This window comes from Solwaraspora sp. WMMD1047, assembly GCF_029626155.1.
Lineage (GTDB): Bacteria > Actinomycetota > Actinomycetes > Mycobacteriales > Micromonosporaceae > WMMD1047.
The window spans coordinates 3,499,729-3,522,152 of record NZ_JARUBL010000001.1; the positions used below are offsets into that span (position 1 = coordinate 3,499,729).

At 71.4% G+C, this 22,424-nt stretch carries 20 protein-coding genes; 9 read left to right on the forward strand and 11 right to left on the reverse strand.

All coding sequences use genetic code 11. The features are described 5' to 3' along the window. Positions 1–46 precede the first annotated feature (46 nt). From O7627_RS15855 to O7627_RS15870, 4 genes are all read right to left on the reverse strand, one after another. Entirely contained in the window at positions 47–1,777 is a 1,731-nt protein-coding gene (locus tag O7627_RS15855; RefSeq protein ID WP_278094281.1) for an ATP-binding protein, read from the reverse strand. Beyond that, positions 1,774–2,526, reverse strand: a complete 753-nt coding sequence (locus O7627_RS15860) for a response regulator transcription factor (RefSeq protein WP_278094282.1) — start codon at positions 2,524–2,526, stop codon at positions 1,774–1,776. Before O7627_RS15860 ends, O7627_RS15855 begins: the two co-directional genes overlap by 4 nt. Positions 2,527–2,621: 95 nt before the next feature. Continuing rightward, positions 2,622–3,524 carry a phytanoyl-CoA dioxygenase family protein gene (locus tag O7627_RS15865; RefSeq protein WP_278094283.1) on the reverse strand — a complete coding sequence of 301 codons (903 nt, stop codon included), beginning with the start codon at positions 3,522–3,524 and terminating at the stop codon, positions 2,622–2,624. Positions 3,525–3,649: 125 nt separating this feature from the next. After that, on the reverse strand, positions 3,650–6,100 hold the full coding sequence (locus O7627_RS15870; RefSeq protein ID WP_278094284.1) for an AbfB domain-containing protein: 2,451 nt from the start codon (positions 6,098–6,100) through the stop codon (positions 3,650–3,652). Positions 6,101–6,282: 182 nt separating this feature from the next. On the opposite strand from O7627_RS15870, the gene O7627_RS15875 reads away from it, so the two are divergent. The 3 genes from O7627_RS15875 (at position 6,283) to O7627_RS15885 (ending at position 8,477) form a co-directional block, all read left to right on the forward strand. Continuing rightward, a complete protein-coding gene (locus O7627_RS15875) occupies positions 6,283–7,380 on the forward strand; it encodes a LacI family DNA-binding transcriptional regulator (protein WP_278094285.1) in 1,098 nt (365 codons plus the stop codon). A 136-nt stretch (positions 7,381–7,516) separates the two neighbouring features. Beyond that, positions 7,517–8,338 carry a helix-turn-helix transcriptional regulator gene (locus O7627_RS15880; protein WP_278094286.1) on the forward strand — a complete coding sequence of 274 codons (822 nt, stop codon included), beginning with the start codon at positions 7,517–7,519 and terminating at the stop codon, positions 8,336–8,338. Then, positions 8,289–8,477 (forward strand): DUF397 domain-containing protein, encoded by a 189-nt coding sequence (locus O7627_RS15885; RefSeq protein ID WP_278094287.1) that lies wholly within the window; start codon positions 8,289–8,291, stop codon positions 8,475–8,477. The genes O7627_RS15880 and O7627_RS15885 overlap by 50 nt, the downstream gene beginning before the upstream one ends. 13 nt (positions 8,478–8,490) lie before the next feature. Here the strand turns inward: O7627_RS15885 and O7627_RS15890 are convergent, their stop codons facing one another. Continuing rightward, positions 8,491–9,723, reverse strand: coding sequence for a PucR family transcriptional regulator (locus O7627_RS15890; protein WP_278094288.1), 1,233 nt, complete (start codon positions 9,721–9,723; stop codon positions 8,491–8,493). A gap of 185 nt (positions 9,724–9,908) precedes the next feature. Here O7627_RS15890 and O7627_RS15895 point away from each other — a divergent pair, with 185 nt between their 5' ends. From O7627_RS15895 to O7627_RS15910, 4 genes are all read left to right on the forward strand, one after another. Continuing rightward, the gene (locus tag O7627_RS15895) at positions 9,909–10,865 is read left to right on the forward strand and encodes a dihydrodipicolinate synthase family protein (RefSeq protein WP_278094289.1); all 957 of its coding nucleotides are present in this window, start codon (positions 9,909–9,911) and stop codon (positions 10,863–10,865) included. A gap of 63 nt (positions 10,866–10,928) precedes the next feature. Beyond that, positions 10,929–12,977 carry a M6 family metalloprotease domain-containing protein gene (locus tag O7627_RS15900; protein ID WP_278094290.1) on the forward strand — a complete coding sequence of 683 codons (2,049 nt, stop codon included), beginning with the start codon at positions 10,929–10,931 and terminating at the stop codon, positions 12,975–12,977. A gap of 109 nt (positions 12,978–13,086) precedes the next feature. After that, positions 13,087–13,521 carry a hypothetical protein gene (locus O7627_RS15905; protein WP_278094291.1) on the forward strand — a complete coding sequence of 145 codons (435 nt, stop codon included), beginning with the start codon at positions 13,087–13,089 and terminating at the stop codon, positions 13,519–13,521. Further along, entirely contained in the window at positions 13,518–14,180 is a 663-nt protein-coding gene (locus O7627_RS15910) for a TlpA disulfide reductase family protein (protein ID WP_278094292.1), read from the forward strand. Before O7627_RS15905 ends, O7627_RS15910 begins: the two co-directional genes overlap by 4 nt. Before the next feature lie 174 nt (positions 14,181–14,354). Here the strand turns inward: O7627_RS15910 and O7627_RS15915 are convergent, their stop codons facing one another. The 4 genes from O7627_RS15915 to O7627_RS15930 form a co-directional block, all read right to left on the reverse strand. Beyond that, positions 14,355–15,605, reverse strand: a complete 1,251-nt coding sequence (locus O7627_RS15915; protein ID WP_278094293.1) for an MFS transporter — start codon at positions 15,603–15,605, stop codon at positions 14,355–14,357. 1 nt (position 15,606) lies between these two features. Further along, the gene (locus O7627_RS15920) at positions 15,607–16,206 is read right to left on the reverse strand and encodes a helix-turn-helix domain-containing protein (RefSeq protein WP_278094294.1); all 600 of its coding nucleotides are present in this window, start codon (positions 16,204–16,206) and stop codon (positions 15,607–15,609) included. Between the two features lie 96 nt (positions 16,207–16,302). After that, the gene (locus tag O7627_RS15925; protein ID WP_278098297.1) at positions 16,303–17,124 is read right to left on the reverse strand and encodes a DUF72 domain-containing protein; all 822 of its coding nucleotides are present in this window, start codon (positions 17,122–17,124) and stop codon (positions 16,303–16,305) included. A gap of 94 nt (positions 17,125–17,218) precedes the next feature. Further along, complete coding sequence (locus O7627_RS15930) at positions 17,219–17,821, reverse strand: GNAT family N-acetyltransferase (protein WP_278094295.1); 603 nt, start codon at positions 17,819–17,821, stop codon at positions 17,219–17,221. Between the two features lie 68 nt (positions 17,822–17,889). Here O7627_RS15930 and O7627_RS15935 point away from each other — a divergent pair, with 68 nt between their 5' ends. Next, positions 17,890–18,783, forward strand: coding sequence for a PhzF family phenazine biosynthesis protein (locus O7627_RS15935; protein ID WP_278094296.1), 894 nt, complete (start codon positions 17,890–17,892; stop codon positions 18,781–18,783). Positions 18,784–18,793: 10 nt separating this feature from the next. On the opposite strand, the gene O7627_RS15940 is transcribed toward O7627_RS15935, so the two are convergent. Continuing rightward, complete coding sequence (locus O7627_RS15940; RefSeq protein WP_278094297.1) at positions 18,794–19,081, reverse strand: DUF1905 domain-containing protein; 288 nt, start codon at positions 19,079–19,081, stop codon at positions 18,794–18,796. A 166-nt stretch (positions 19,082–19,247) separates the two neighbouring features. Between O7627_RS15940 and O7627_RS15945 the strand changes: the two genes are divergently transcribed. Continuing rightward, a complete protein-coding gene (locus O7627_RS15945; RefSeq protein ID WP_278094298.1) occupies positions 19,248–20,498 on the forward strand; it encodes an HNH endonuclease signature motif containing protein in 1,251 nt (416 codons plus the stop codon). A 33-nt stretch (positions 20,499–20,531) separates the two neighbouring features. On the opposite strand, the gene O7627_RS15950 is transcribed toward O7627_RS15945, so the two are convergent. Next, a complete protein-coding gene (locus O7627_RS15950) occupies positions 20,532–22,424 on the reverse strand; it encodes a CocE/NonD family hydrolase (RefSeq protein ID WP_278094299.1) in 1,893 nt (630 codons plus the stop codon).

Here is a 22,424-nt window from a genome sequence, read left to right on the forward strand (position 1 = left end):
GGTCGCGATACCCGACCATTGTGCAACGCGGATCGGTCGGCCGGGGTTATGACCCGGGCACCGGAGGATGGTCGGGTCCGCCGGCTGCCGGCAGGGTGATGGTGAAGGCCGTGCCGGCTCCGGGCCGGCTGGTCGCGGTGATCGTGCCGCCGTGGTCGGTGATGATCTGCCGGGCGATGGCCAGCCCCAGCCCGCCGCCACCGGTCCGCCGTCCGCGCGCCCCGTCCGCCCGCCAGAACCGGTCGAAGATGTACGGGAGGGCCGCCTCGTCGATGCCCACCCCGGTGTCGGTCACCCGGATCACGGCGCCGTCGCCGGCCGGTTCGGTGGCCAGCGACACCGTGCCGCCCGGCGGTGTGGCCCGCAGCGCATTGGTGATCAGGTTGCCGAGCACCTGGCGGAGCCGGTCCGGGTCGGCGTACCCGGATGGGCCCGGCCGGTCGGCGACCACGGTCAGGGTCACGCCGGCGGTCGCCGCCATCGCCTGGTGCGCGGTCCGGCAGTTCTCCAGCAGGTCGGCCAGATCCACCCGGCCCCGGTGGTAGGCGAGCCGCCCGGACTCGGCCAGGGCGAGCTCCTGCAGGTCGTCGACGATCCGTTGCTGCAGGACCGCCTCCTCGTGCAGCGAGGCGAACAGCTCGGGGGTGGGGGCGACCACGCCGTCGGCGAGCGCCTCCAGATATCCGCGCAGGTTGGCCAGGGGGGTCCGCAACTCGTGTGCGACGTCGGCGACCATCCGCCGTTGCCGCTCCTCGCCGCGCCGCAGCGAGTCGGCCATCCGGTTGAAGGAGCGGCCGAGCTCGGCGAGCTCGTCGGTGCCCCGGACGGGGACCCGGCTGGCCAGGTCGCCTCGGCCGAGCCGGTGGGCGGCAGCGGTCAGGGTGCCGATCGGCCGCAGCACCCGATGGCTGAGCAGCACGGTGCCGACGATGACCACGGCCGCCACCCCGCTGGCCGCGGCCAACAGGGGACCGGTGGAGAGGCTGAACGCCGGCTCGCCCCGGGTGCCGAGGAAGACCTGCGCCGGTACGGGCGCGACGTCGCCGATCTCGTCGGTGAACGCCTGGGACAGGCATTGGTTCAGGACCTCGGCGGCTCCGAGGTCGGTCCGCCCCAGCTCGGGCGGAGTGGCGATGACCGGTCCCGCCCTGATCGCCGCGGCGCACCGGTCGACCCGGGCTACGGCCGACTCGACCTCATCGCCCGAGGTGCCCGACTCCTGTCGGCAGCGGTCCACCGGATCTGCGTCGACGGAAATGTCGGACCCGACGCCGGGAGAGAAACGCGGTACGCCGAACGGGCCCGGCGAGACGGTGACGTCAAGCCCGTGGCGGGTCAGGCAGGCGGCGAGTCGGACCTCGACCCGGTAGTCGACTATCGCCTTCGTGGTGATCGCGGCGGCGTCGGCCAGCCCGCCGGGCAGGGCGAGCTGCGGGCGCGGATCGACGAAGGTGGTCGCGCTGCCGAGCGGCCGGGTGTCGCGTTGCTGCAGGGTGTCGGTGTCCACGATCACGACCCCGGACTCGGAGACCAGGTGCAGGCGCTGACCGGTCTGTTCGTACAGTTCGTTCACTACGGCCGGGACGCCCTCCCAGGTGCCGTGCCGTTCGCCGTATTCGCGGAGCCGGGAGCCGACCATCTCGATCTGTGCCTCGTCGACCGTCGCCGATGCGGCGAACTGCCGGGACGCCTGACTGAGCGTCAGCCAGGCGGTCGCCCCGGTCGCGGTCACCGCGACGGCGACGACCAGCAGCAGGACCCGCAGCCGGAAGCTCACGCCGGCGGCCGCGGCGGCGGCGGGGTCGGCGCGGCGACTGCGGGCGGCGTCGGGTCCGACGGCCCGACCGCGACGAGCCGATAGCCGCGGCCGAACACCGTCTGGACCCGGCCCGGCGAGCCGGGGTCAGTCTCGATCTTGCGGCGGAGGTTCATGACATGGGCGTCGACCGTGCGTTCCAGGACGAGATGGTCGAAGCCGAACGCCCGGTCGATGATCTGCGCCCTGGTGAAGACCCGGCCAGGCTCACCGGCCAGTACTTCCAGGATGCCGAATTCTTTGGCCGTCAGGACCACCGGGCGGCCGGCCACCCGCACCTCGAACCGACCGGGGTCGACCTCCAGGTCGCCGGCCCGCAGCACGGCCTGGCCGCCGGCGGCCAGCACCCCGGACCGGCGCAGCAGCGACCGGACCCGCGCGGCCAGTTCCCGGGGGCTGTACGGCTTGGTGATGTAGTCGTCGGCCCCGGTGTCGAGGCCGAGGAGGACGTCGTCCTCGGTGGTACGGGCGGTGAGCAGCAGCAGTGGGACATCGGACTCGGCCCGCAGGATCCGACACACGTCCAGACCGTTGAGCACCGGCATCATCACGTCGAGGATCACCAGATCGGGTCGACGGGCGCGGCACTGGTCGAGCGCGGCCCGTCCGTTGTCTACCACCAGCACGTCGTGCCCCTCGCGTTCGAGGTAGAGGCGCACCAGGTTGGCCTGCTTGGGGTTGTCCTCAGCGACCAGTATCCGTCCGTTCATAGCCCGCCAATCGCTCACCGACAGTGATACCGCAGTGCCGTCTTGTGGCGGTCAGTCCCTTCGCCACGTGGCAGAGGGTAGCCGCCGGGGCCGCCTCAGCGCAGCCACGGAATGCCTCGGTCGAGCAGCCCGCGGCGCTTGAGTGCGGCCCGCAGCGGGATGTCGTCGTCGACGTATCCGTCCCAGTTGACCCCCCAGTAGTTGGCGGTGTGCGTGCCGTCGCCCAGCAGTTGCCGTTGCACCGGTGTGCGGTTGGCCCACCAGGCTCCGGTCCGGTCGATGTGCGGTTCGTCGAGCGGTCGGATCCACCGGTAGGTGTAGCCCACGAAGAGCATCTTGCGGGTGACCGTGGAGAGGTTGGTGGACCGGGAGTGCCACAGCCGCCGGTCGAAGACGAACGCGTCCCCGGGCTCCGCGGTGATCTCCACCGTGCCCTCCGGGTCCGGCTGGGGCACCGTCACGTCGGCCGGCCGGGGAAGGCTGTTGCGCAGGTGGCTGCCGGGGATGACCTTCGTCGCTCCGCGCCCGGTCACCGACAGATCCGACAGCACGTAGGCGACCTTCAGTGAGAACATCGGGCGGGGCAGGTCGGGATCCATCGTCTCCGGGTCGGAGTTCTGCCGGTAGCCGTCCTGGTGCCAGCCCCAGTAGGGTCGCTCCGGCTCGGCTGCCGGTGGCGTCACGTCCAGGTGGTTGTGGTGGCTGTAGACGTTCCAGCCGGCCAGTCCCCAGACGTACGGGAACGCGATCGGGTGGGTGAGCAGGTCACCGAAGAGGTCGTCGCGTCCCAGGAAGCCCAGCAGGTGCAGGGTGCCGTCCGCGGCGGTGTTGCCGGTGGCGGCCATCCGGTCGTGGATCCGGTCCACGGCGGCCTCCAGCGCCGCCCGGTGCGGCTCGGTGAGGACCCGCCGCAGCAGTAGGTAGCCCTGCTCGTGGAACTCCTTCCGGTCGGTGTCGTTGATCGGCTCATAGCCGGTTCGTCCGTCGTAGTCGAACATCAGTCGATCGCTCCCATGGTCGTCCAACCGCATTTCGGGGGAGTAAACCGACCAGCTACGAAGATCTTGTTCGATCGTGATGAGAAAGCGGTGCCGGCGCCGTCCAGCGGCGCCGGCACCGCTTTTCACGGCGCCAAGGGCGCGGTTGTCGCCCAGGTGCTGTCCGCGGTCCAGGACGTCGGCGCGTTGTACGCCGCCCCGCCCGCGCCGTCGCTGAGCCAGACCTCCGCGGCGTAGTGCCGCAGGAAGGAACCCCGGAAGTTGTACGACTCCAGCGACACCCCGGAACCGGTCAGCCCGGTCCGGGCGCACCAGGTCGCGTCGGCGCGGGTCAGCGCCGAGCCGTCCAGCGGGGAGTTGCGGACCCGGGACTCGTAGTGCCGCAGGTACTGCCCGGGGAAGTTCACCGACTCGAACGAGTAGCAGCCGGCGTCGGCCAGGCCGGGCCGGATGGTGTAGGTCGCGTCCTCGCGCAGCAGCGCCGGGCTGGCCGAGGTGACCACGTCGGTGTAGGCGAGGCTCTCCCGGTGTCGCAGGTAGCGGTCGGTGTAGCCGGGCGTGGTGACCCGCAGCGACTGGCGGGCGCCGACCGGCAGGGCCACCGGGTTCGCCGGTCCGAGCGACCGCGACGCGGCGATCAGCGCCTGGTTGGCGGCCCGGACCCGGGCCTGGTCCATCTTGACCACCTGCCGGTCGTAGGTGAGGAAGCCGTTCAGTTCGCCCTCCAGGTCGGTGATCTCGGTGTAGACCGAGGCGCTCAGTCCGTGCCCGAGCATCAGGTTCTGGCTGCCCTGGACGAGCCCGACGTACCGGTCGGTGAGGGCGGCGGAGTTCGGCTGCCACTCGTAGGCGTTGAAGGCGCCGTTCGGGCTGTACTCGTGTCCGGGTGAGCGCAGGCCGAGGCCGCCGTACTCGCCGAGCACCGCGATCCGGTTGCTCGACGGTGCCGGTGAGTCCGGCCCGACGTAGCGGTGCCAGTCGTCGATGTCGCCGTTGCCGGGGTCGCCCAGGGACTGGCAGCAGTTGTGGCCGCTGTGCGTGTTCACCAGCCGGGTCGGGTCCTGGTTCTTGACGTTCTGGCCGACCCGCCGGGTGTCGGCCAGCGCCCGCTCGCCCCAGCCCTCGTTGTAGACCACGTAGGCGACCACCGCCGGTGAGCTGCGGTGCTCGTCGACGATCTCCCGCGCCTCCGCCTCGAACTGCGCCTGCTGGGCGTCGGTGGCGTCGATCTCCTGCGCGGTCATCGACGGGATGTCCTGCCAGACGAGCAGGCCGAGCCGGTCGGCGTGGTAGAACCAGCGCTGCGGTTCGACCTTGATGTGCTTGCGCACCATGTTGAACCCGAGGTCCTTGTGTTTCTGCAGGTCGAAGGCGAGCGCCGCGTCGGTGGGGGCGGTGTAGAGGCCGTCCGGCCAGTAGCCTTGGTCCAGGGTGCCGACCTGGAAGACGAACTGCCCGTTGAGCATCGGACGCCGTACCCCGTTGATGATTCCGGTGCTGATCTCCCGCATCCCGAAGTAGTGGGTGGTCCGGTCCACCTGCGCGCCAGCGGCGTTGCGCAGCGTGATTCGTAAGTTGTAGAGGAAGGGGTCGTCCGGCGACCACCGGCGGGCGTTCGGCACGGGTACGGAGAAGTCGGTGAAGCCGCCGGTGGCCGAGCCGACCACGGTGCTGCCGTTGAGCGCCTCGGCGCGGACGCTGTGCCCGGCGACGGCACCGCGGGTGAAGACCCGGACCCGCAGGGTGTTGGTGGCCAGGTTCGGGTAGACGTCCACGCTGCTGATCGAGGCGGCCGGGGTGGGCTCCAGCCAGACCGTCTGCCAGATGCCGGAGCTGGGGGTGTAGAAGATGCCGCCCGGGGTCTTGGTCTGCTTGCCGATCGGCGGCAGGCTGCCGTGCTGCCGGCTGTCGGTCGGGTCCCACACCTGCACGACCAGCTCGTTCGTCGCACCGTTGAGCTGGCCGGTGATGTCGAAGGTGAAGGCGTCGTAGCCGCCGGTGTGCGCGCCGACCTGGCGGCCGTTGACCCAGACCGTGGTGCGCCAGTCGACGGCGCCGAAGTGCAGCTGCACCCGGCGTCCGGCCCAGCCCGCCGGGACGGTGAAGGTACGCCGGTAGGTCAGGTAGTGGCGGTTGTCGTTGGCGGCCCGCATGACGCCGGACAGGGCGGACTCGACCGGGAACGGCACGTTGATCCGTTCGGGCAGGTTGACGCCGAACTGCGGCGGGTCGTCGGTGGCCGACTGGCGCAGCTGCCATTCGCCGTTGAGGTTGCGCCAGTCGGGTCGGGTCATCTGTGGACGCGGGTATTCGGGCAGGGGGGTGCCGGCCAGCGCCTGCGCGGTCCACGGGGTGGTCAGCGGCGGCGTCTTGGCGGGCGCGGCCTGTGCGGGTTGTGGACGCGCCAGCGGGCCGACGAGCACGGCGGCGAGGGCGGTGGCGGCGAGCATCACGGCGGCCGCGAGGTAGGCGGTCGCGGTGCGCAGCGGGGACACGGCGGTGCGGTTCGAGGTGGCGGCGCGGGTCAGAGCGCGGGCGGCGGTGGTGACCGGCGGGCGGTGGTGGGGTGGGGTCATGTTTCGTCCTCCGTCGGGGACGGGGCGGAGTCCGGGGTCGACCGGATGTATAACGTTATAGAGCGCCCGGCGAGCGCGCGTCAATGGTTGATCGTCGATGTGCCGCAGCCGGTGCGGGATACTGGTCGCCGGGTCCGACGAGGCGCGACCGGGGCTGGATCGAGGCGAGGAGGGCGGCGCGGGTGGGCGTCAACCTGAAGGAGATCGCCGAGCGGGCCGGCGTCTCGCTGGCCACCGTCTCCAATGTGGTGAACGGCTACCGGCCGGTCGGCGAGCAGACCCGGCGGCGGGTCCAGCAGGCCATCGACGAGCTGGGCTACGCCCCGAACCTCAGCGCCCGGCACCTGCGCCGGGGCCGCACCGGCATTATCGCGCTGGCCATCCCCGAGCTGAACAACCCGTACTTCGCCGAGCTGGCCGGGGCCGCGATGCGGGAGGCCACCCGGCTCGGCTACACCCTGGTCATGGAGGACACCGCCGCCGACCGGGCGGCGGAGCTGGCGCTCGCCGGCGGGTCACACCGGCGGACCATCGACGGCCTGATCTTCAGTCCGGTCCGGCTCAGCCGCGAGGACGTGCTGGCCCGCACCAGCGACACGCCCCTGGTGCTGATCGGCGAGGGCGTCTACGACGTCCCGTACGACCACATCGCCATCGACAACATCGCCGCCAGCCACGTCGCGGTACGGCATCTGGTCTCCCTCGGCCGCCGCCGGATCGCCTTCGTCGGTGCGCAGTTCGGCGACCCAGAGGGCGCCCGGTCCGGCGACCGGGATGGTGTTCATGCCGGCGCCCGGGAGGGCGTCCAGGCCGGCGATCACCGGCAGTCGGCGCATCTGCGGCTGCGCGGCTACCGCGAGGCGTTGGAGGCCGCCGGGCTGCCGTTCGACCCGGCGCTTGTCGCCACCACCGCCCAGTTCGGCCGGCGCGACGGTCTGTTGGCCCTGCGTGACCTGCTCGCCCGGGACCGGCCGCCGGACGCGGTCTTCGGCTACAACGACCTGGTCGCGATCGGCGCCCTGCGGGCGATCGCCGAGGCCGGCCTGCGGGTGCCCGAGCAGATAGCGGTGATCGGCATCGACGACATCGAGGAGGGCCGGTTCAGCAACCCCACGCTCACCACCATCGCGCCGGACAAGGAGCAGATCGGCCGGCTGGCGGTGCGTTCGCTGGTGGCCCGGATCGAGGGCCGGCCTATCAGCCCGCCGGCCGACGTGGCGCCGCCGTTCCGCCTGGTGGCCCGGGAGAGCACGCTGGGCGGTCGCCGCCTGGTCGACTGAGGAGTCGTCCGGGGAACACTCGTTTCCGCCATTGGATTAGCGACACTAATAGCTCCCTCCACCCTGGATTCGACGAAACAACTCCCGGAGGATGGACCGGTGGTACTGGCGTCCCACGTCCTTGGGAGGGATCGAGTTGGGTGACCAGAATGAATTCCGCCATCTACTTCGCGCGCTGCGGATGCAGCGGGGCCTCTCGCAGGATGCCGTCGGCGCGGCGGTGCACATGAGCGGCTCTCAGATCGGCCATTACGAAACCGGTCGCTCGGTCCCCCCGGAACCCGTCGCCGACGCGATCGACGCGCTTCTCGGCGCCGACGGCGAATTGACCCGCACCGCGAAGGACGCCCGAGGTGAAGCCGTCGCCCCCTGGCTACGTCCGTGGCGCGAGAACGAGGAACGCGCGCACCTTCTCCGTTGGTTCGAGCACTCGCTGGTGCCCGGCCTGCTCCAGACCGAGGCGTACGCCCGGGCCGTCATCGAGGCTGGCCCGCACACTCCTGACCAGATAGAGGAGGCCGTGCAGATCCGGATGAAGCGGCAGGCCGTCACACTGGAGCGGTCCGATCCGGTCGAAATGACCGCGATCCTCGGCGAGGCCGCGTTGCGGCACGGCGATCCGACGATCATGAAAGACCAACTCGAACACCTGGTGGACATCGGCCACCGGCCGAACGTGCGGATCCGGGTGGTCCCGTTCGGAGCCGGGCTCCACGCGGGCCTCACCGGGGCGTTCGTGATCGCGTCGATGCCCAATGGAACCCCGGTCGTCTATCTCGACGACCTAGTCGAGGGGAAGATTGGCATCCGGATCCGCGAGGTGCGGCACGCGATGATCGCCTGGGAGGACGTCTGCGCGCGGGCGCTACCCTGTGAGGCGTCCAGAAATCTGATGCTGAGGATGATCGATGAGCATGAGCAGCAAGCCAAACTGGCGCAAGAGCACGCGCAGCGGTAGCAACGCGGGAGCCTGCGTCGAGGTCGCCGACAACCTCCCCGACCGGGTGCTCGTCCGGGACTCCAAGGACCAGAGCGGCCCCACGCTCACCTTCGCCCCCGCCCGATGGCGCGGCTTCCTCCGGTCCGTCAAGCGGTAGCGCCACTGCTGAGTCAGCTGTCCGGGCGGTAGTGGCCGGTCAGGCGGGCGAGTTTCAGAGCCAGGTGTAGGCAGAGGCGTTCGTTGCCGTCCTTGAGGTCGGTGTCGGCGAGCTGCTCGACGCGTTGCAGCCGGTAGTAGAGCGTGGTCCGGTGCAGGCGGAGCTGCTCGGCGGTGGCGTGCGCGTTGCCGGCCAGGTCGAGGTACGCCTCAAGCGTCTCCAACAGCACCTGGTTGGTGTCGTCGCGCAGCAGCCGTTCCAGCCCGGGATGGACCCCGGCGAGATCCAGATGCCGGCCGTCCATGCTGGACAGCACCCGGTAGATGCCGAGGTTGGCCCAGCTGATCACCCGGCCGAGCGCCGGAAGCTGGACCCCCACCCGGGCCGACCGCACCGCCTCCTCGCAGGAGTGCACGGCATCGGCCAGCCGCGGCCGGGCGGCGCCCACCCCCACCACGGTCCGCAGCACCGTGGCCAGCCCTCGGGTGGCGTCCTGCAGGGCCTGACTGAGCCGGCCGGCGACAGCGTCGGGTGTGGCCCGGCCCGCCAACCCGCCGGACCGCAGCAGCAGCACACCGTGGTCGTGCCGGACCAGGTGCAGCGCCTCCCGGGCGCCGATCCACCGCCGGGTGGCCACCAGGGAGTGTTCCAGGGCGATCCGGGCCACCTCGTCGAGGACCTGGCCGCGGGCGGGCACCAGCTGCGCGACGAGCGCCGTGCTCGGCCCGTCGGCGGCGACCGCGCCGTCGGCGAGCAGCGACCGTACCGCCTGGTCGCGCGCCTCGGCGTTCTCCGCGAGCAGGGTACGGGCCGCCTCTGCCTCCCGCTGCGAGGCCAACTCGCCGAGCAGGTTCTCCCGGTACAGCGCCAGTGACAGGTCGGCGGTCGCCTCGGTGACGGTGGCCAGGTCCGCGTCGGTCATCGCACCGTCCGCGTCGATGAACCAGACGAAGCCGAGCAGCAGGTCCTGATGCCAGACCGGCACGCAGACCCGGGGGAGCAGGTCCAACTCCGGGCACGCCTGGGTGCGTACCGGCTCCCGGGCCTTCATGATGCCGACGGACCGGAACCAGGCGATGACCTCCGGAGTGGTCTGTCGGCGCAGGATGGAGGTGCGTCGCACGTCGTCCATCAGTCCGGTGTGCTCGCTGTAGACCACCACCCGCTGCCGCCGGTCCTCGATCAGCGCCGGCCGGCCGACCCGCGCCGCCACCGTGTCGACGATGCGTTGCAGCTCCGCGTGCATGTCCCCCCAGGTCGTCCCGCTATTACCCTGCGATGTCGGCGGCCGGCGCGCAAGGGGCGGGGCCGAGCTACCGACAGACGTTCCGATCCGGCGGGCGGGCTTGCTGCAGTTGTCCGATGACCGGGCGGTCCGCGGTGCCTACCGTGGCCGAGTATCCCCACGCGACGATGGAAGGGATTTCCCGGGTGACCGTCCGCCGGCCCTGGCAGGGCGTCCTGGTCGCGCTCCCCACCCCGTTCCGGTCCGACCTCGGCGTCGACCTCGACCGGCTGCAGGAGCAGGTCCGGTGGCTGGCCGACGCCGGCTGCGACGGCGTCGTACCCGGCGCCGACCTGGGCGAATACCAGAGCCTGACCGACGGCGAACGGGCCGACGTGGTGCGCGCCGCCACGGCCGCCGCCCCCACCGGGTTCGCGGTGGTGCCGGGCATCGGCGGGTACGGCGCCAGGCAGGCCCGGCACCGGGCCGAGCAGGCGGCGGCCAGTGGCGCCCCGGCGGTGCTCGCACCCCCGCCGACCGGTTACCCGGCCGGGGCCGCCGAGGTGGTCGCGCACTACCGCGAGGTGGCCGCCGTCGGGCTGCCGGTGGTGGCCGACAACAGTCCGGCCGGCGGGCGGACCGACCTCACCCCGGAGCTGCTGGCCGTGGTCGCCGAGACCGACGGCCTGGTGGCGGTCCGGGAACTCAGCGGCGACGTCCGCCGCCTGCACCGCATCCGCGACCTGAGCCCGCACGTCGACGTGCTCGCCGGCGCCGGTGACCTGCTGCTGGAACTGCTGGTCTGCGGTGCCACCGGCTGGATCGGCGCGCTGCCGAACGCGCTGCCCGGCGCGGCCCTGCGGCTCTACCGACTCTGCGCCGGCCGGGACCTGGCCGCCGCGTTGCCGCTCTACGCGGCGCTGCATCCGGTGCTGGACTGGGATTCGCGGCCCGAGTCCAGCCAGCTCACCAAGCTCGCGATGGAACTGTCCGGGCGGTACGGCGGACCGTGCCGGCCGCCGCGCGGGCCGCTGCCGCCGGCCGGTCAGGCTGCCCTGCGGGCCGGGCTGGCACGGGCGCTGCGGGGGGTCCTGCAGGTGTCGGAAGGCACCGGACGACCTGCCGACATCTGCACGGTGACCGGCCCCTCACCCGGCTCATAGATTCAGCACCGCGTGATCACGACGACCGGCGTGACCGCACCCACCCCCACGAGAGGTGACTCGATGCACCTGCTGACCGCCAGACATCCGGTGCGGCGCGCGGCGCTGGGCGCCGCCGTCGCGACCGCGCTGATCGCCTCGCTGGCCGCCGCGCCGGCCGCCGCCGCGCCCGGCAACCCGGCCGGCGGGGGCGGGCCGTTCCAGGTCCTGGACCCGCAGTACTGGCAGAACCCGGACACGATGACCTGGGACGACTACGTGCCGGTGCCGAACCGGAACTGGGCCGACCCGGCGGTGACCGGCTCGGAACGCAACTTCGACATCGCCCTTGTCACCCTCGACTACCCGGACCAACCGTTCGTGGTCACCCAACGGGCCCGGTCCACGGTGTTCGGCAACCCGCAGGCGACCGCGGCCAACATCCCGCGCGCCCAGGTGGCCCAGTTCTACACCGACTTCCTGAACACCCCGAACGACCTGAACAGGGGCCACACGCTGCACGAATACTGGATGCAGGACTCGAACGGCCGGTACGGGGTGGACCTGACCGGCTTCGGCCCGTACGAGATGCCGGCGAAGTCCTACCAGTACGGCATCGACAACGGCTTCAACCCCGGCGCCTGCCCCGCCGGCGAGCAGTGCGCCCGCAACATCCGCACCGACGGGCTGGGCGCCTGGCGGGCGGCGGTCGGCGACGAGGTGGCCGACTCGTACGAGCTGGTCTTCATCCTCTCCGCCGGCCAGGACGAGTCATCCACCTGGCAGGAGTTCGGCCAGATGATGTTCCAGAACAAGGAGGACGTGCCGGATGCCTGGGGACCGCCCGACCCCAACCTGCCCAACTACGCCCGGACCCGGTACGTCGAGTGGACGTCCTGGAAGGCCGCGGCGACGATCTGGCCGAACGCCGGCGGCGGCTCGTCCACCCAGGCGGAGAGCTCCGGGATGGGCGTCTACGCCCACGAGTTGAGCCACCTGCTGTCGATCGGGGACAACTACAACAACCCGTACGGCACGCCGTTGCGCCGCTCGTACACCGGGATCTGGGGAATGATGTCGCGCGGCTCGTTCAACGGGCCGGGTGGCCCGCACACCCGATGGCAGATCCCGCCGGTGAACGGCGGATCGATGGGGTCCCTGCACATGGTCCGCGACAAGATCAAGATCGGTCTGCTCGGTGAGGAGCACCTGCTGCGGCTCTCCCGCGAGGCGCTGGCCTCCTCCGGGATGGTGGTCGCCCCGGTCACCTCCCGAGCGGTCGACGCCGGCCCGAACGGCCTGACCGGCATCAACATCGCGCTGAACGAGGATCTCTCGCCGGCCTGCAACACCGGCACCGACCCGCTCTGCGACGGCGGCAACTTCAACAACTACACCCTCGAGGTCGTCGACCGGATGGGCGCCGACTCGTTCACCCCGGACAGCGGCGTACTGCTCAGCAAGACCAAGAACGCCGACAGCGCGCCGTTCGTGTGGGTGGTCGACGCCAACCCGCAGGACATCGACATGATCGACTTCTATCGGCCGGACGGCACCCCGCAGAAGATCACCATGGGCGACTACCGGCAGCTCTCGGACGCGTTGTTCCACGCCGGCACCGGCTCCGGCAGCGAGTACGAGTACGTCGACGAGGCCAACCGGCTGCACTTCTACGTCCTCGACCTCAGGCGGGACCGCGACGGCGTGCTGTCGTACACGGTGGCGGTGCGGTCGCTGGACGGCGCCGGCGGTCCCAGCACCCAAGGCGTGGCGCTGTCGGCCGGCACCGTGACCACCCCCAACAGCAGGCCGACCAACCGGGGCGTGACCTGCTCCTTCGACCTCACCAACACCGGCACCTGGTCGGCCGGCGGCCAGCAGCACCCGGAGGACGTCACCGGCTACCTCAAGTCCGACGTCTACCGGCTGTCGGCGACCGTCGCCGGCCGCGGCTGGCGGGCCGAGCTGCCGAACGAGCTGGCGACCGCCACGTTCCAGGGCCGCACCACCGTGAAGGTGTCGGTCGGGGCCACCGCCGCCGCGGCGGACACCGGCTTCGTCAAGCTCACCGCCACCTCGGAGAGCGACCCGACGAAGACCGTCACCCGGCAGTGCCGCGTCGAGAAGTCCTGACCCGGCGGACCCGCCCCGGGCCGGTGCGCGTCGCACCGCCCGGGGTGGTGCCCGCCGCCGACGAGCCGGATGATCCATGCCAGCGTGCGCAGGCTTCCCGGGAGGTCCGATGCCACACCCGCGCCACCTGCTGCTCTGCGCGCTGCTCGCCGGTGTGCCGGCACTGGCCGGCTGCGCAGGTGACGAGGAGACCCGGTCGGCGCTGACGGTGCGGGTGCTGGTGCGCGACATCAACATCCGTCCCGAGGGGGTGGACTGCGCCGGCACCGGCCCCTACACCCACTTCCACAACCGCGCCCCGTTCCGGCTGCTGGACCCGGCCGGCGAGGTGCTGGCCGAGGGTGAACTGCCGCCGGGGACCTCGGTGCGGACCTTCGAGGAGGACCTTGAGGTGGAGCGGATCCCGACCTACTGCGAGTTCGCCGTGCCGGTCGAGGTGGCCACCCGGGACGGCTACCGGCTGGTGGTGGACGACCGCACCCCGATCGAACTGACCCGCGACGACAGCGAGGGCCCGGCACTTGTCGCGGTGGTGCCCTCGTGACCGCGCCCGCACCGTCCACCGTCGACACGGCCGGGTCGAACCCGGCGGGCGGGTCGGCACACCCGGCCCGGTTCGGACGCGTGGCACGGGGGTCGGTGGCCGCCGTGCTGGCGGTCGTCACCATCCTTCCGGTCGCCGCGTGTAGTGACGAGCCGGTCGCGGCGCCGCCGGTGGCCGGGGGAGCCGCCGCGCTGCCCGGCCCGACCCCGAGCGACCTCGCGCTGCGCCCGGCCCCGGCCGACTCCCCACCGGCGCCGGCCATCACCGGCCCGCTCACTGACGGCACCCCGTTGGCGGTCGCCGACCTGTGGGCCGACCGGCCGGTGGTGCTCAGCTTCTTCAGCTCCTGGTGCACCACCTGCGCGCAGCGCCAGGACGCGTTGAGTGACCTGGCCCGCAACCACGCCGGCCGGGTCGCCTTCGTCGGGGTGGTCGGCGAGGACACCGCCGAGGACGTGCAGGACTACCTGCGTACACATCGGGTCGGCTACCCCGTCCTGGTCGACACGGAGCAGCGCTTCTGGCGGTCGTACGCGGTCCGCGAGCCGCCGGCCGTGGTGCTGGTGGCCCGGGGCGGCGCGCTACTGCGCGGCTTTCCCGGTGGTGTGGACGCGCCGACCCTCGACCGGCTCCTGGCCGACCTGGTCCTCGCCCCCTGAACCCGCCGGGTGTCGCGTTCGGGTTGATGACGAGGATGTCGATCAGGTGGCGGACCTGATGTGGTCCAAGCCCATCTGACTTTCCGCGGCTTGGACCCGTCGCCACCACACGGTGTCTACATTGTCATGCATCCATCGACGGATTCGATGTCGGTGACCACCGGGCACAGAGGATCACGCGGTGGCCGCCTGGCGTCCACGGGGCGAACGCTGCATCGGCGGCGATACTGGGAGGGCGCGCAGCACGATTACACCAGCCAGGCAGTACGCGGCGCCTTGGGCGGCCAGAACAGGCAGGATGCCGACACGTTCGCCGAGGGTGCCCGCCGCAACCGTGCCGAACAGCATCGCCGCGCTGTTCATGGCCGCCATCGCTCCGAAGATCCGTCCGCGGTGAATGTCGGTTGTCGCGTTCTGGAAGATGGTCATGCCGCCGGCGGTCAGGAAAGCGGCGGGCAGCCCCACGAGCGCGATGAGTACCGGGGCGGGCCAAAGCACGTGCGTAGCCAGCGGATACAGGAACAGGACCAGGTCCAGTGCGCCGAATGCTAGCGTTCCCCAACCGAACATCGCCCGGGGCGCGAAGTGGTGCCCGATCAGCGTTGCGGCGATGCCTCCCACGATGCCGCCGACCGCCTGGGCTGCCATTATTGCTCCAAACGCGCGTGCGTCACCACCCAGCACATCGCGAACGAACGGTGCAATTAGCACACTCATGATCGCCTCGCCGGTACCGGTGATGATGGTGAACGCTAGGAATACCTGCAGGACGCGGCTGGAAAGCCCGATCCGCATGCCTTCATACCACTCGCGCAGCACAGGTGGACGTGCCGCCGAGCCGGATCGAGGTCGGGTGCGGATCCGCCATAGCAGCCCGGCCGCGAGCGCGAAGGTCATCATGTCCGCGAGGCCCAGCAGAGCGACGCCACCGACTGCCGCGATCGCCCCGCCCAATGCGGCGCCGACCAGCCGGGCGACGTCGCGGGCCTGACCGTTGAGCGAGTTGACGGTGATGAGGTGGTCGTCCGCGACCAAGGACGGCACGAGCGCTGCCTCGGCCGAGGTGAAGAACGGCGCGAGGCAGCTCTGCGCCGCGATCACCAGGTAGACCAGCCAGACCTGACCAGGGTGCTGGACGGCGAGCAGTGGGAGCAGGGCGACGGCCATCAGCAGGTTGGCGACGATCATGGTACGGCGGCGGTCCCACCGATCGACGTAGACGCCCGCGACCGAGCCGAGTGCGATCTGCGGGAGAAGCGAGGCCAGTACAGAGCCTGCCGAGGCGAGCGTCGAACCCGTCAGAACATAGACCTGATAGGCCAGCCCGGTTCGCAAAATCCAGTCACCCGTAAGTGAGATCAGGTTCGCGCCGAGCAACAGACGTAGGTCCCCATTTCTGGCGAGGATCCGCCAGAGCCGTCGCACGTCATCCTCCCGACGGTGTCGGCCGCAGCGGCGCGGCCACGAGCGTCAGATTCACCGGGACTGCGTCGACGGGCCGTTGACTCGGGTCGCCGAGCGGCCGTTGGTGCGCGAGCGGCGCCACGAGTTCGTCCCAGCGCCGCTTCACCTCGACGAACTCCTCGATCGTGAGGTAGAGCAGACTCTGCGAGACGCCAACGTGCTCAGCCCAGCGAGGGTCCTCGTCAGCCCGGCGCTGTTGCCAGTCCTCCAGTTGAGCAGCGGCCTGTTCGACGAGGTAGCGGTTGAGTAGTTCGACCGGTTCCCAGGACTCGGACGACCCGTCTGCCGCCTCGAACTGGTGCGAGGCGGCTGTGATCCGCCAGGGCCGCTCGCGGTTGTCGCCAGCGTCGGCGGGTTCTACGAAGCCGTACTTGGCCAGCTGACGCAGGTGATGGGACGCGAGCGCCTGACTGATCCCAAGTTGCCGGGCGGCCTGCGCTGCGGTGAGCGATCCCTCGCGACCGACGAGGCCGCAGAGCTTGAGGCGTAAGGGATGGGCGAGCGCCCGCAGGGCGAGCGGATCACTGACGACCCGCCGTTCGGGATCGTTTTCCAAGGACATGTTTGGAGTCTCGAATGTCAGCAGACGCTTGTCAAGCAAGTGCTTGGGATATCAGCTTGCCGGCGACCTCACGAGCGGCGGCTGCCACATTAACCGTCAGAACAGGGTCAGCGGCTCGGCCGGCACGGGCTCGGGCAGTGCCGCGAGGCCGGGCAGCTGCGTCCGTACCTCGTCGTGGAAGCGGCGGGCGAGGGCCGGCGCGTCCGCATTGTCCGGGGTGTGGATGAACATCGTCGGCGTCCGCCCCTCGCGTAGCCAGCCGGCGACGACCTCGACCCACGGTCGCCACCCCTCAACCGTCCGCGCAGTGTCGTCTCGGCCCAGATAGCGGACGATGGGCCGATCGGTCAACGCCCGCGAGCGCGGTGGCAGGCGCGGCTTCTTCGTCCACGCCTCCCGCTCCGCGTCGCTGCTCGGCGCGGCCCGGAAGAAGGCGGTGGTGTCGAACGGAGTCCACTCGGCGCCGGCCAGCGCCCGCTCCAGCAGGCGGGTTGCGGCCGGGTCGGTGAAGAAGTCGGGATGGCGGACCTCCACCGCGTAGCGGTGGGTGTCGGGCAGCCGGCGCAGGAAGTGTGCCAGCGCCGGTACGTCGGCCGGGGCGAAGGAGCCGGGGAGTTGGATCCAGAGGGCGTGCGCCCGGGGTCCGAGCGGCTCGATGGCGGTCAGGAAGGCGCGTAACGGCTCGTCAACGTCGGTCAGTCGCCGTTCGTGGGTGATCACCTTCGGCAGCTTGACCACGAATCGGAAATCGGGAGCGGTCTGCCGCGCCCACGACGCCACAGTTTCCCCGGCCGGGGTCGCGTAGAAGGTGGTGTTGCCCTCCACCGCGTTGCACCAGCTGGCGTAGGAGCGCAACCGTTCGTGGGCGGGCAGCGGGTGGGGGAGGAAGCGTCCCTGCCACGCCCGGTGGGTCCACATCGCGCAGCCGACGTGCAGGCGCATTGCGCTATTCTGCCCCGACATCAGGCTGTTCCTCCCCGGCTCGGTGGCGGTCATGGGCGGTCCGCCGGTGTCACCCGCGCCGCCCACCGTCGCGTTCGCGGTGCGCGGGCCACTCGTCGGCGAGCATCGCGAAGTCCAGCTCCGTGCTCCACTCGCCCTTGAAGAACTCGTTGCGCACCAGCCGGGCCTCCTGTCGCATCCCGAGCCGGCGGGCAACCTGCGCCGACGCGGTGTTGCGTTCGTCGATCCGGGCGACGATGCGGTGCAGGCCGAGCCCGTCGAAGCCGAGGCCCAGCAGCGCCCGAGCAGCCTCGGTGGCGTAGCCCAGGCCCTGCACGTCCGGATGCAGGACGTACCCGATCTCGCCCCCACCGTGGGTCCGGCTGTGCCAGAAGAGCACCACGTCGCCGATCAGCCGGCCACTTCGGGTGATGGTCACCCCGAGCGTGAGGGCCTGGCCCTCGTCGGTCAGGTCGGAATTGGCCCAGATGGTGCGGAGCCGGTCGCGGACGACCTGTTCCGTCATCGGTTCGAACGGGACGTACCGACAGACGTGGGGCAGGCTGCGGTACGCGACCAGGGCGTCCACGTCGCCCGTGGTCAGCGGACGCAGCGACAGCCGTGGGGTGCGGACCGGGTAGTGCGGGCGGAGGGCGGGCTGAGGTTCCGGCACCCGATCATCGTGCCAGGCCGTCAGCCCTCGACGATCCGTACCCGGCGGACCTGGTATGCCTTGACCCCATGCGGATACGCCTGGTCCAGATCGACGCCTTCGCCGACCGGCCGTTCGAGGGCAACCCGGCCGCGGTGATGCCGCTGCCGTGGTGGCTGCCGGATGCCCTGCTGCACCGGATCGCGGCGGAGAACAACCTTTCCGAGACCGCGTTCTACACCGACGCACTGCCAGCTGGGGTCGACCGGCCGGACGGCAGCGACGGCGCCTACCATCTGCGCTGGTTCACCCCCGCGGTCGAGGTCGACCTCTGCGGGCACGCGACCCTCGCGGCCGCCGGGCAGCTCTTCGACGACCGCCACCCCGACGGCGGGCGGCTGTCGTTCTGGACCCGCAGCGGCTGGCTGCATGTGCGCCGGGGCGACCGGGACGGACTGCTGGTGCTGGACTTTCCGGCCGAGCCGTTGACCCCGGTGCCGGCCGGCGACCCGCTGCTGTCGGCGGCGTCGACCGCGCTCGGCGTTACGACGCCGCACGCTCTGCGCGGGACCGACCTGTTCCTCGTGCTCCCCGAGCCGGCGGCGGTCCGGGCGGTGACGCCGGACTTCTCGGCGCTGGCGCGGCTTCCGATCCGGGGCGTGGCGGTCGCCGCCCCTGGTGACGGCACCGGCGGCGGAGACGGGGGCGGCTCCGGCGGTGACGGGTTCGACTTCGTGTCCCGCTGGTTCGGTGGCAACTCGGGGGTTGGGGAGGACCCGGTCACCGGCTCGGCGCACAGCCAGCTCGCGCCCTACTGGGCGGCACGTCTCGGACGCCGCCGCCTGACCGCCAGGCAGTTGTCGGCGCGTGGGGGCACGGTCGTCTGCGAGGTCGACGGCGACCGGGTCCGGCTGGCCGGCACCTACCACCGGTACCTGGACGGGATGGTCACCATCTACCCGGACGGCGCGGCCACGCAATGATCGGGCGCGGTCAACGGCCGACGGTCAGCCGGATCTGCACCGTGTCACCCACGTCGATCCGCTCTGCCTGGCGCACCCGGGCTCGGAGTGGGACCAGGTAGCGCCCGTCTTTCGGGAACAGCGACGTGGGCCACTCACTCGCCCCGATCCGCGCCCGCACCGGGATCATGCCCCAGCCGTACGACACGACCGGGGAGGCCGCCGCCAACTCGGCACACTCCCGCTCGGGGACGGTGACGAAGTGAAACGGCGAGGGTCCCCGCCAGAACCACACCTCGCCACTGAACTCCAGGTCCACCTGACCAGGCTACGGGATCGACCCGACCGACCGACCGAGCATGATCGGGCGTCGCCACCGTGCCCGGACCGGCAACCGTCGAGTGCGATGCGGACCCGGCCGCACACCGTGTCGTCGTCCGGATTCGTCCGCGGAAAGTGTCGCACGTATGTTCTAAATTGGTGGCGTGTTGGAGTTGCTGCGACGGATTGACGGCTTGGTGGACCAGGCCGTCGAGCGGCCCACGTGGCCGCTGTCCGACGCGGACCTGATCGAGGCCGCGGCGGCCGCCCACGCGCTGGAGCAGCGAGCGGCGGCGATCCGGCTGGCCTGCGTGCGGGAGGTGGACGCTCGGGGGATCGCGGTCGCGCAGGGCGCGTCGTCGACGGCGGCGTGGCTACGCGACCGGTTGCGGATCAGCGCACCGGCGGCCCGTCGCACCGTCGACCTCGCCGCGGCCCTCGCCGTCGCGCCGCCGGTCGTCGCCGACGCGCTCGCCGCGGGGCGGATCACCGTGGAGCAGAGCCAGGCCATCGTCCACAGCATCACCGACCTGCCCGGTCAGGTCGGCTCCGAGGTGACGGCGAAGGCAGCCGATCTGCTGGTCGGCTTCGGCACCCAGTTCGAACCGGCGATCCTGCGGCGGCTCGGCCGGCGGGTCCTGGACCATGTCGCGCCCGACGAGGCCGAGGCAGCCGACCTGGCGTCCCTGGACCGCCAGGAGGAGCGCACCCGCACGCGGCGGTATGTGACTCTCTCGGCCGGCCCCGAAGGTGCGGTCCGGTTGACCGGCATGCTGGATGCGGAGACCGCCGGGCTGCTGCACGCCGCGCTCGACCCCCTCGCCGGCCCGTCAGGCGTCGGGGACGACCGCAGCCCGGGGCAACGCCGCCACGATGCCCTCGGGGAGGTGTGTCGACTGGCGTTACGCACCGGCGACCTGCCCGCCTCCGGTGGGGATCGGCCCCAGTTGGTGATCACCACCGGCTTCGACGCCGTCGCCCGCCAGTTGGGAGCCGGCACCCTCGACACCGGGCTGAGGCTGACCCCGACGACGGTACGGCGGCTGGCCTGCGACGCGGCGATTCTGCCCGCCGTGCTCGGCGGCAACGGCCAGGTCCTCGACCTGGGCCGGCAACGCCGCCTGATCACCGGCCCGCTCCGCCGGGCGCTGGTGTTACGCGACCGTGGCTGCGCGTTTCCCGGTTGCGACCGGCCGCCGCGCTGGTGCGACGGCCACCATGTCCGGGCCTGGCACCAGGGCGGGCCGACGGCCCTCGGTAACGCGGTTCTGCTCTGCGGGCACCACCACCGGGTTGTCCATCAGGGCCAGTGGGAGGTCCGGCTCGCCCCGGACGGACATCCCGAGTTCCTCCCGCCCGCCTGGCTCGACCCCACCCGACTACCCCGCCGCAACCACTATCACCGAAGACCCTGACCCGTTCGGGCCGCCGGCGCCATCCGTCCCGGATCAGAGGCCGGCGGCGTGCGCGGCGGCGGTGCCGCCGACCACCGGCAGCACGATCCGGCTGCTCTTCAGCGCGACCTCGATGCTGGCCCGGGTCTGGTCGGCCCGGCTGGAGTACTGCGGGTAGCTCGCCACCAGGATCACCCCGATCCGGTGCCCCGGCTGGAAGACGTAGTCCTCCGGCAACAGCGGAAAACCGAAGTTGTACGCCGTACCCGGCACCAGCGGCACGTCCTCGCGCAGCGACTGCCGGTTTGTCGCGTCCAGGATGCCCTTGCTGACCAGTTCGGTGTCGGCGGTCGCCACCCGCTTGACGGTCTGCCGGTAGCAGCCGTTGTCGGTGGCGCTGCTCTCGCCCCAGCAGTCCCTGGTGTCCAAGGTGGTGATGCCCTCGCCGGAGGCCCGGTGCGCGACCCGCTCGGCGGTGCCGTAGTCGACCAGGATCGCGCCGAAGTTGGTGTCGGTCTGATCGGCCGACGCCCGGATCCGCACCTGGGGGGTGCCCGAGACGTGCAGCGGCGCGGTCAGCGGCTCGGAGAGGTAGACCAGCCGGTTCGGCTGGACCGCGTCCGGGTTGCCGATCATCGTGTTCTGGCTCTGCGTCGGGTTGTCCTGGAACGTCGCGGCCGACGGCTTCGCGACCGGCACCAGACCGAGCCCGCCCGCGCCGCCGGCCGCCGGCTGCAGGAACACCTCGGTGTCGGTGGACCCCGGGACCGGCCAGTCGGCGTGGGTCTCCCACACGTCGGCCGCCCGCTCCACGTCGACCCGGGGCTCGTCGGTGATCCCGTTCGGCACCTGGTGCAGCCAGAAGTCGAACCAGCGGTGCAGGGTGGCCACCCACTCGGCCCGGCGGAAGTCGAACGGGTCGACGTGCCCGGTCTGGGTGATCCAGAGCTTGCGGTCGACATCGTGCTCCGCGAGGGCGTACCAGAATTTGCTCATGTGGTCGGCGCGGACGTTGTCGTCGTTGATGCCGTGCACCAGGAAGACGCTCGCGGTGATCTTGCCGGCCTTCTTGACGTAGCTGCGTTCGTTCCAGAAGGCGGTGTAGTTGCCGTGCTCGTCGCCGTCGGCGGCAGCGAGGGCGTCGCGGACCGGCCGGCAGTACTCCCGGCGGTCCGGGTTGGTGACGATGTTGGCCAGGTACGACGGGTAGTCGTTGCCGCGGGTCACCACGCCGTTGCTGCGGGTGTAGTCGTAGTACTCCGACGGGCCGCCGATCGGCACGATCGTGGTCAGCCCCGGCACGCCGGTCACGGCGGTGGCCATCGCCAGCGAACCGTCGTACGACTTGCCGATCATGCCGGTGTGGCCGTTGTGCCAGTCCGCCCGGACCACCGTGCCGGCGGCGTCGCGGGCGGTCGCCCGGCCGTTCAGCCAGTTGATCGCCTGCTTGGCGCTGAGATTGTCCTGGTTGGCGTTTGTGGTCGGGCAGCCGGTCGACGAGCCGGTGCCCACCATGTCCAGCAGGATGACCGCGTACCCGCGGGGCACGAAGTAGTTGTCGTAGAAGAGCGGCCACTTCTCCAGCAGGCCGTCGCCGTCGAGGTCCTGCTTGCACTGCGAGTCGTTGCCCCGGCACAGCGTCGTGTAGTAGGGGCTGGCGTCCATGATGACCGGCACCCGCAGCCCGTCCTCGGTGGCGCGCGGCCGGATGACGTCGAACGCGATGACGTCGCGCAACCCGTCGCCGTCGCTGTCGAACGTCGAGTCGATGAAGAGCTTCTCCCGGATCGCGTCGGCGTAGCCGAAGACCGGCTGGGTCACCCCGTCCGCCACCACGATCGACGGCGCCGGCCCGGCGTACGCGGGGGCCGTGCCGCCGAACATGGCGACCACGGCCAGCGGGAGGGTCGCGATCACGGCACCCCATGATCTGCCGATGCGTGCCAT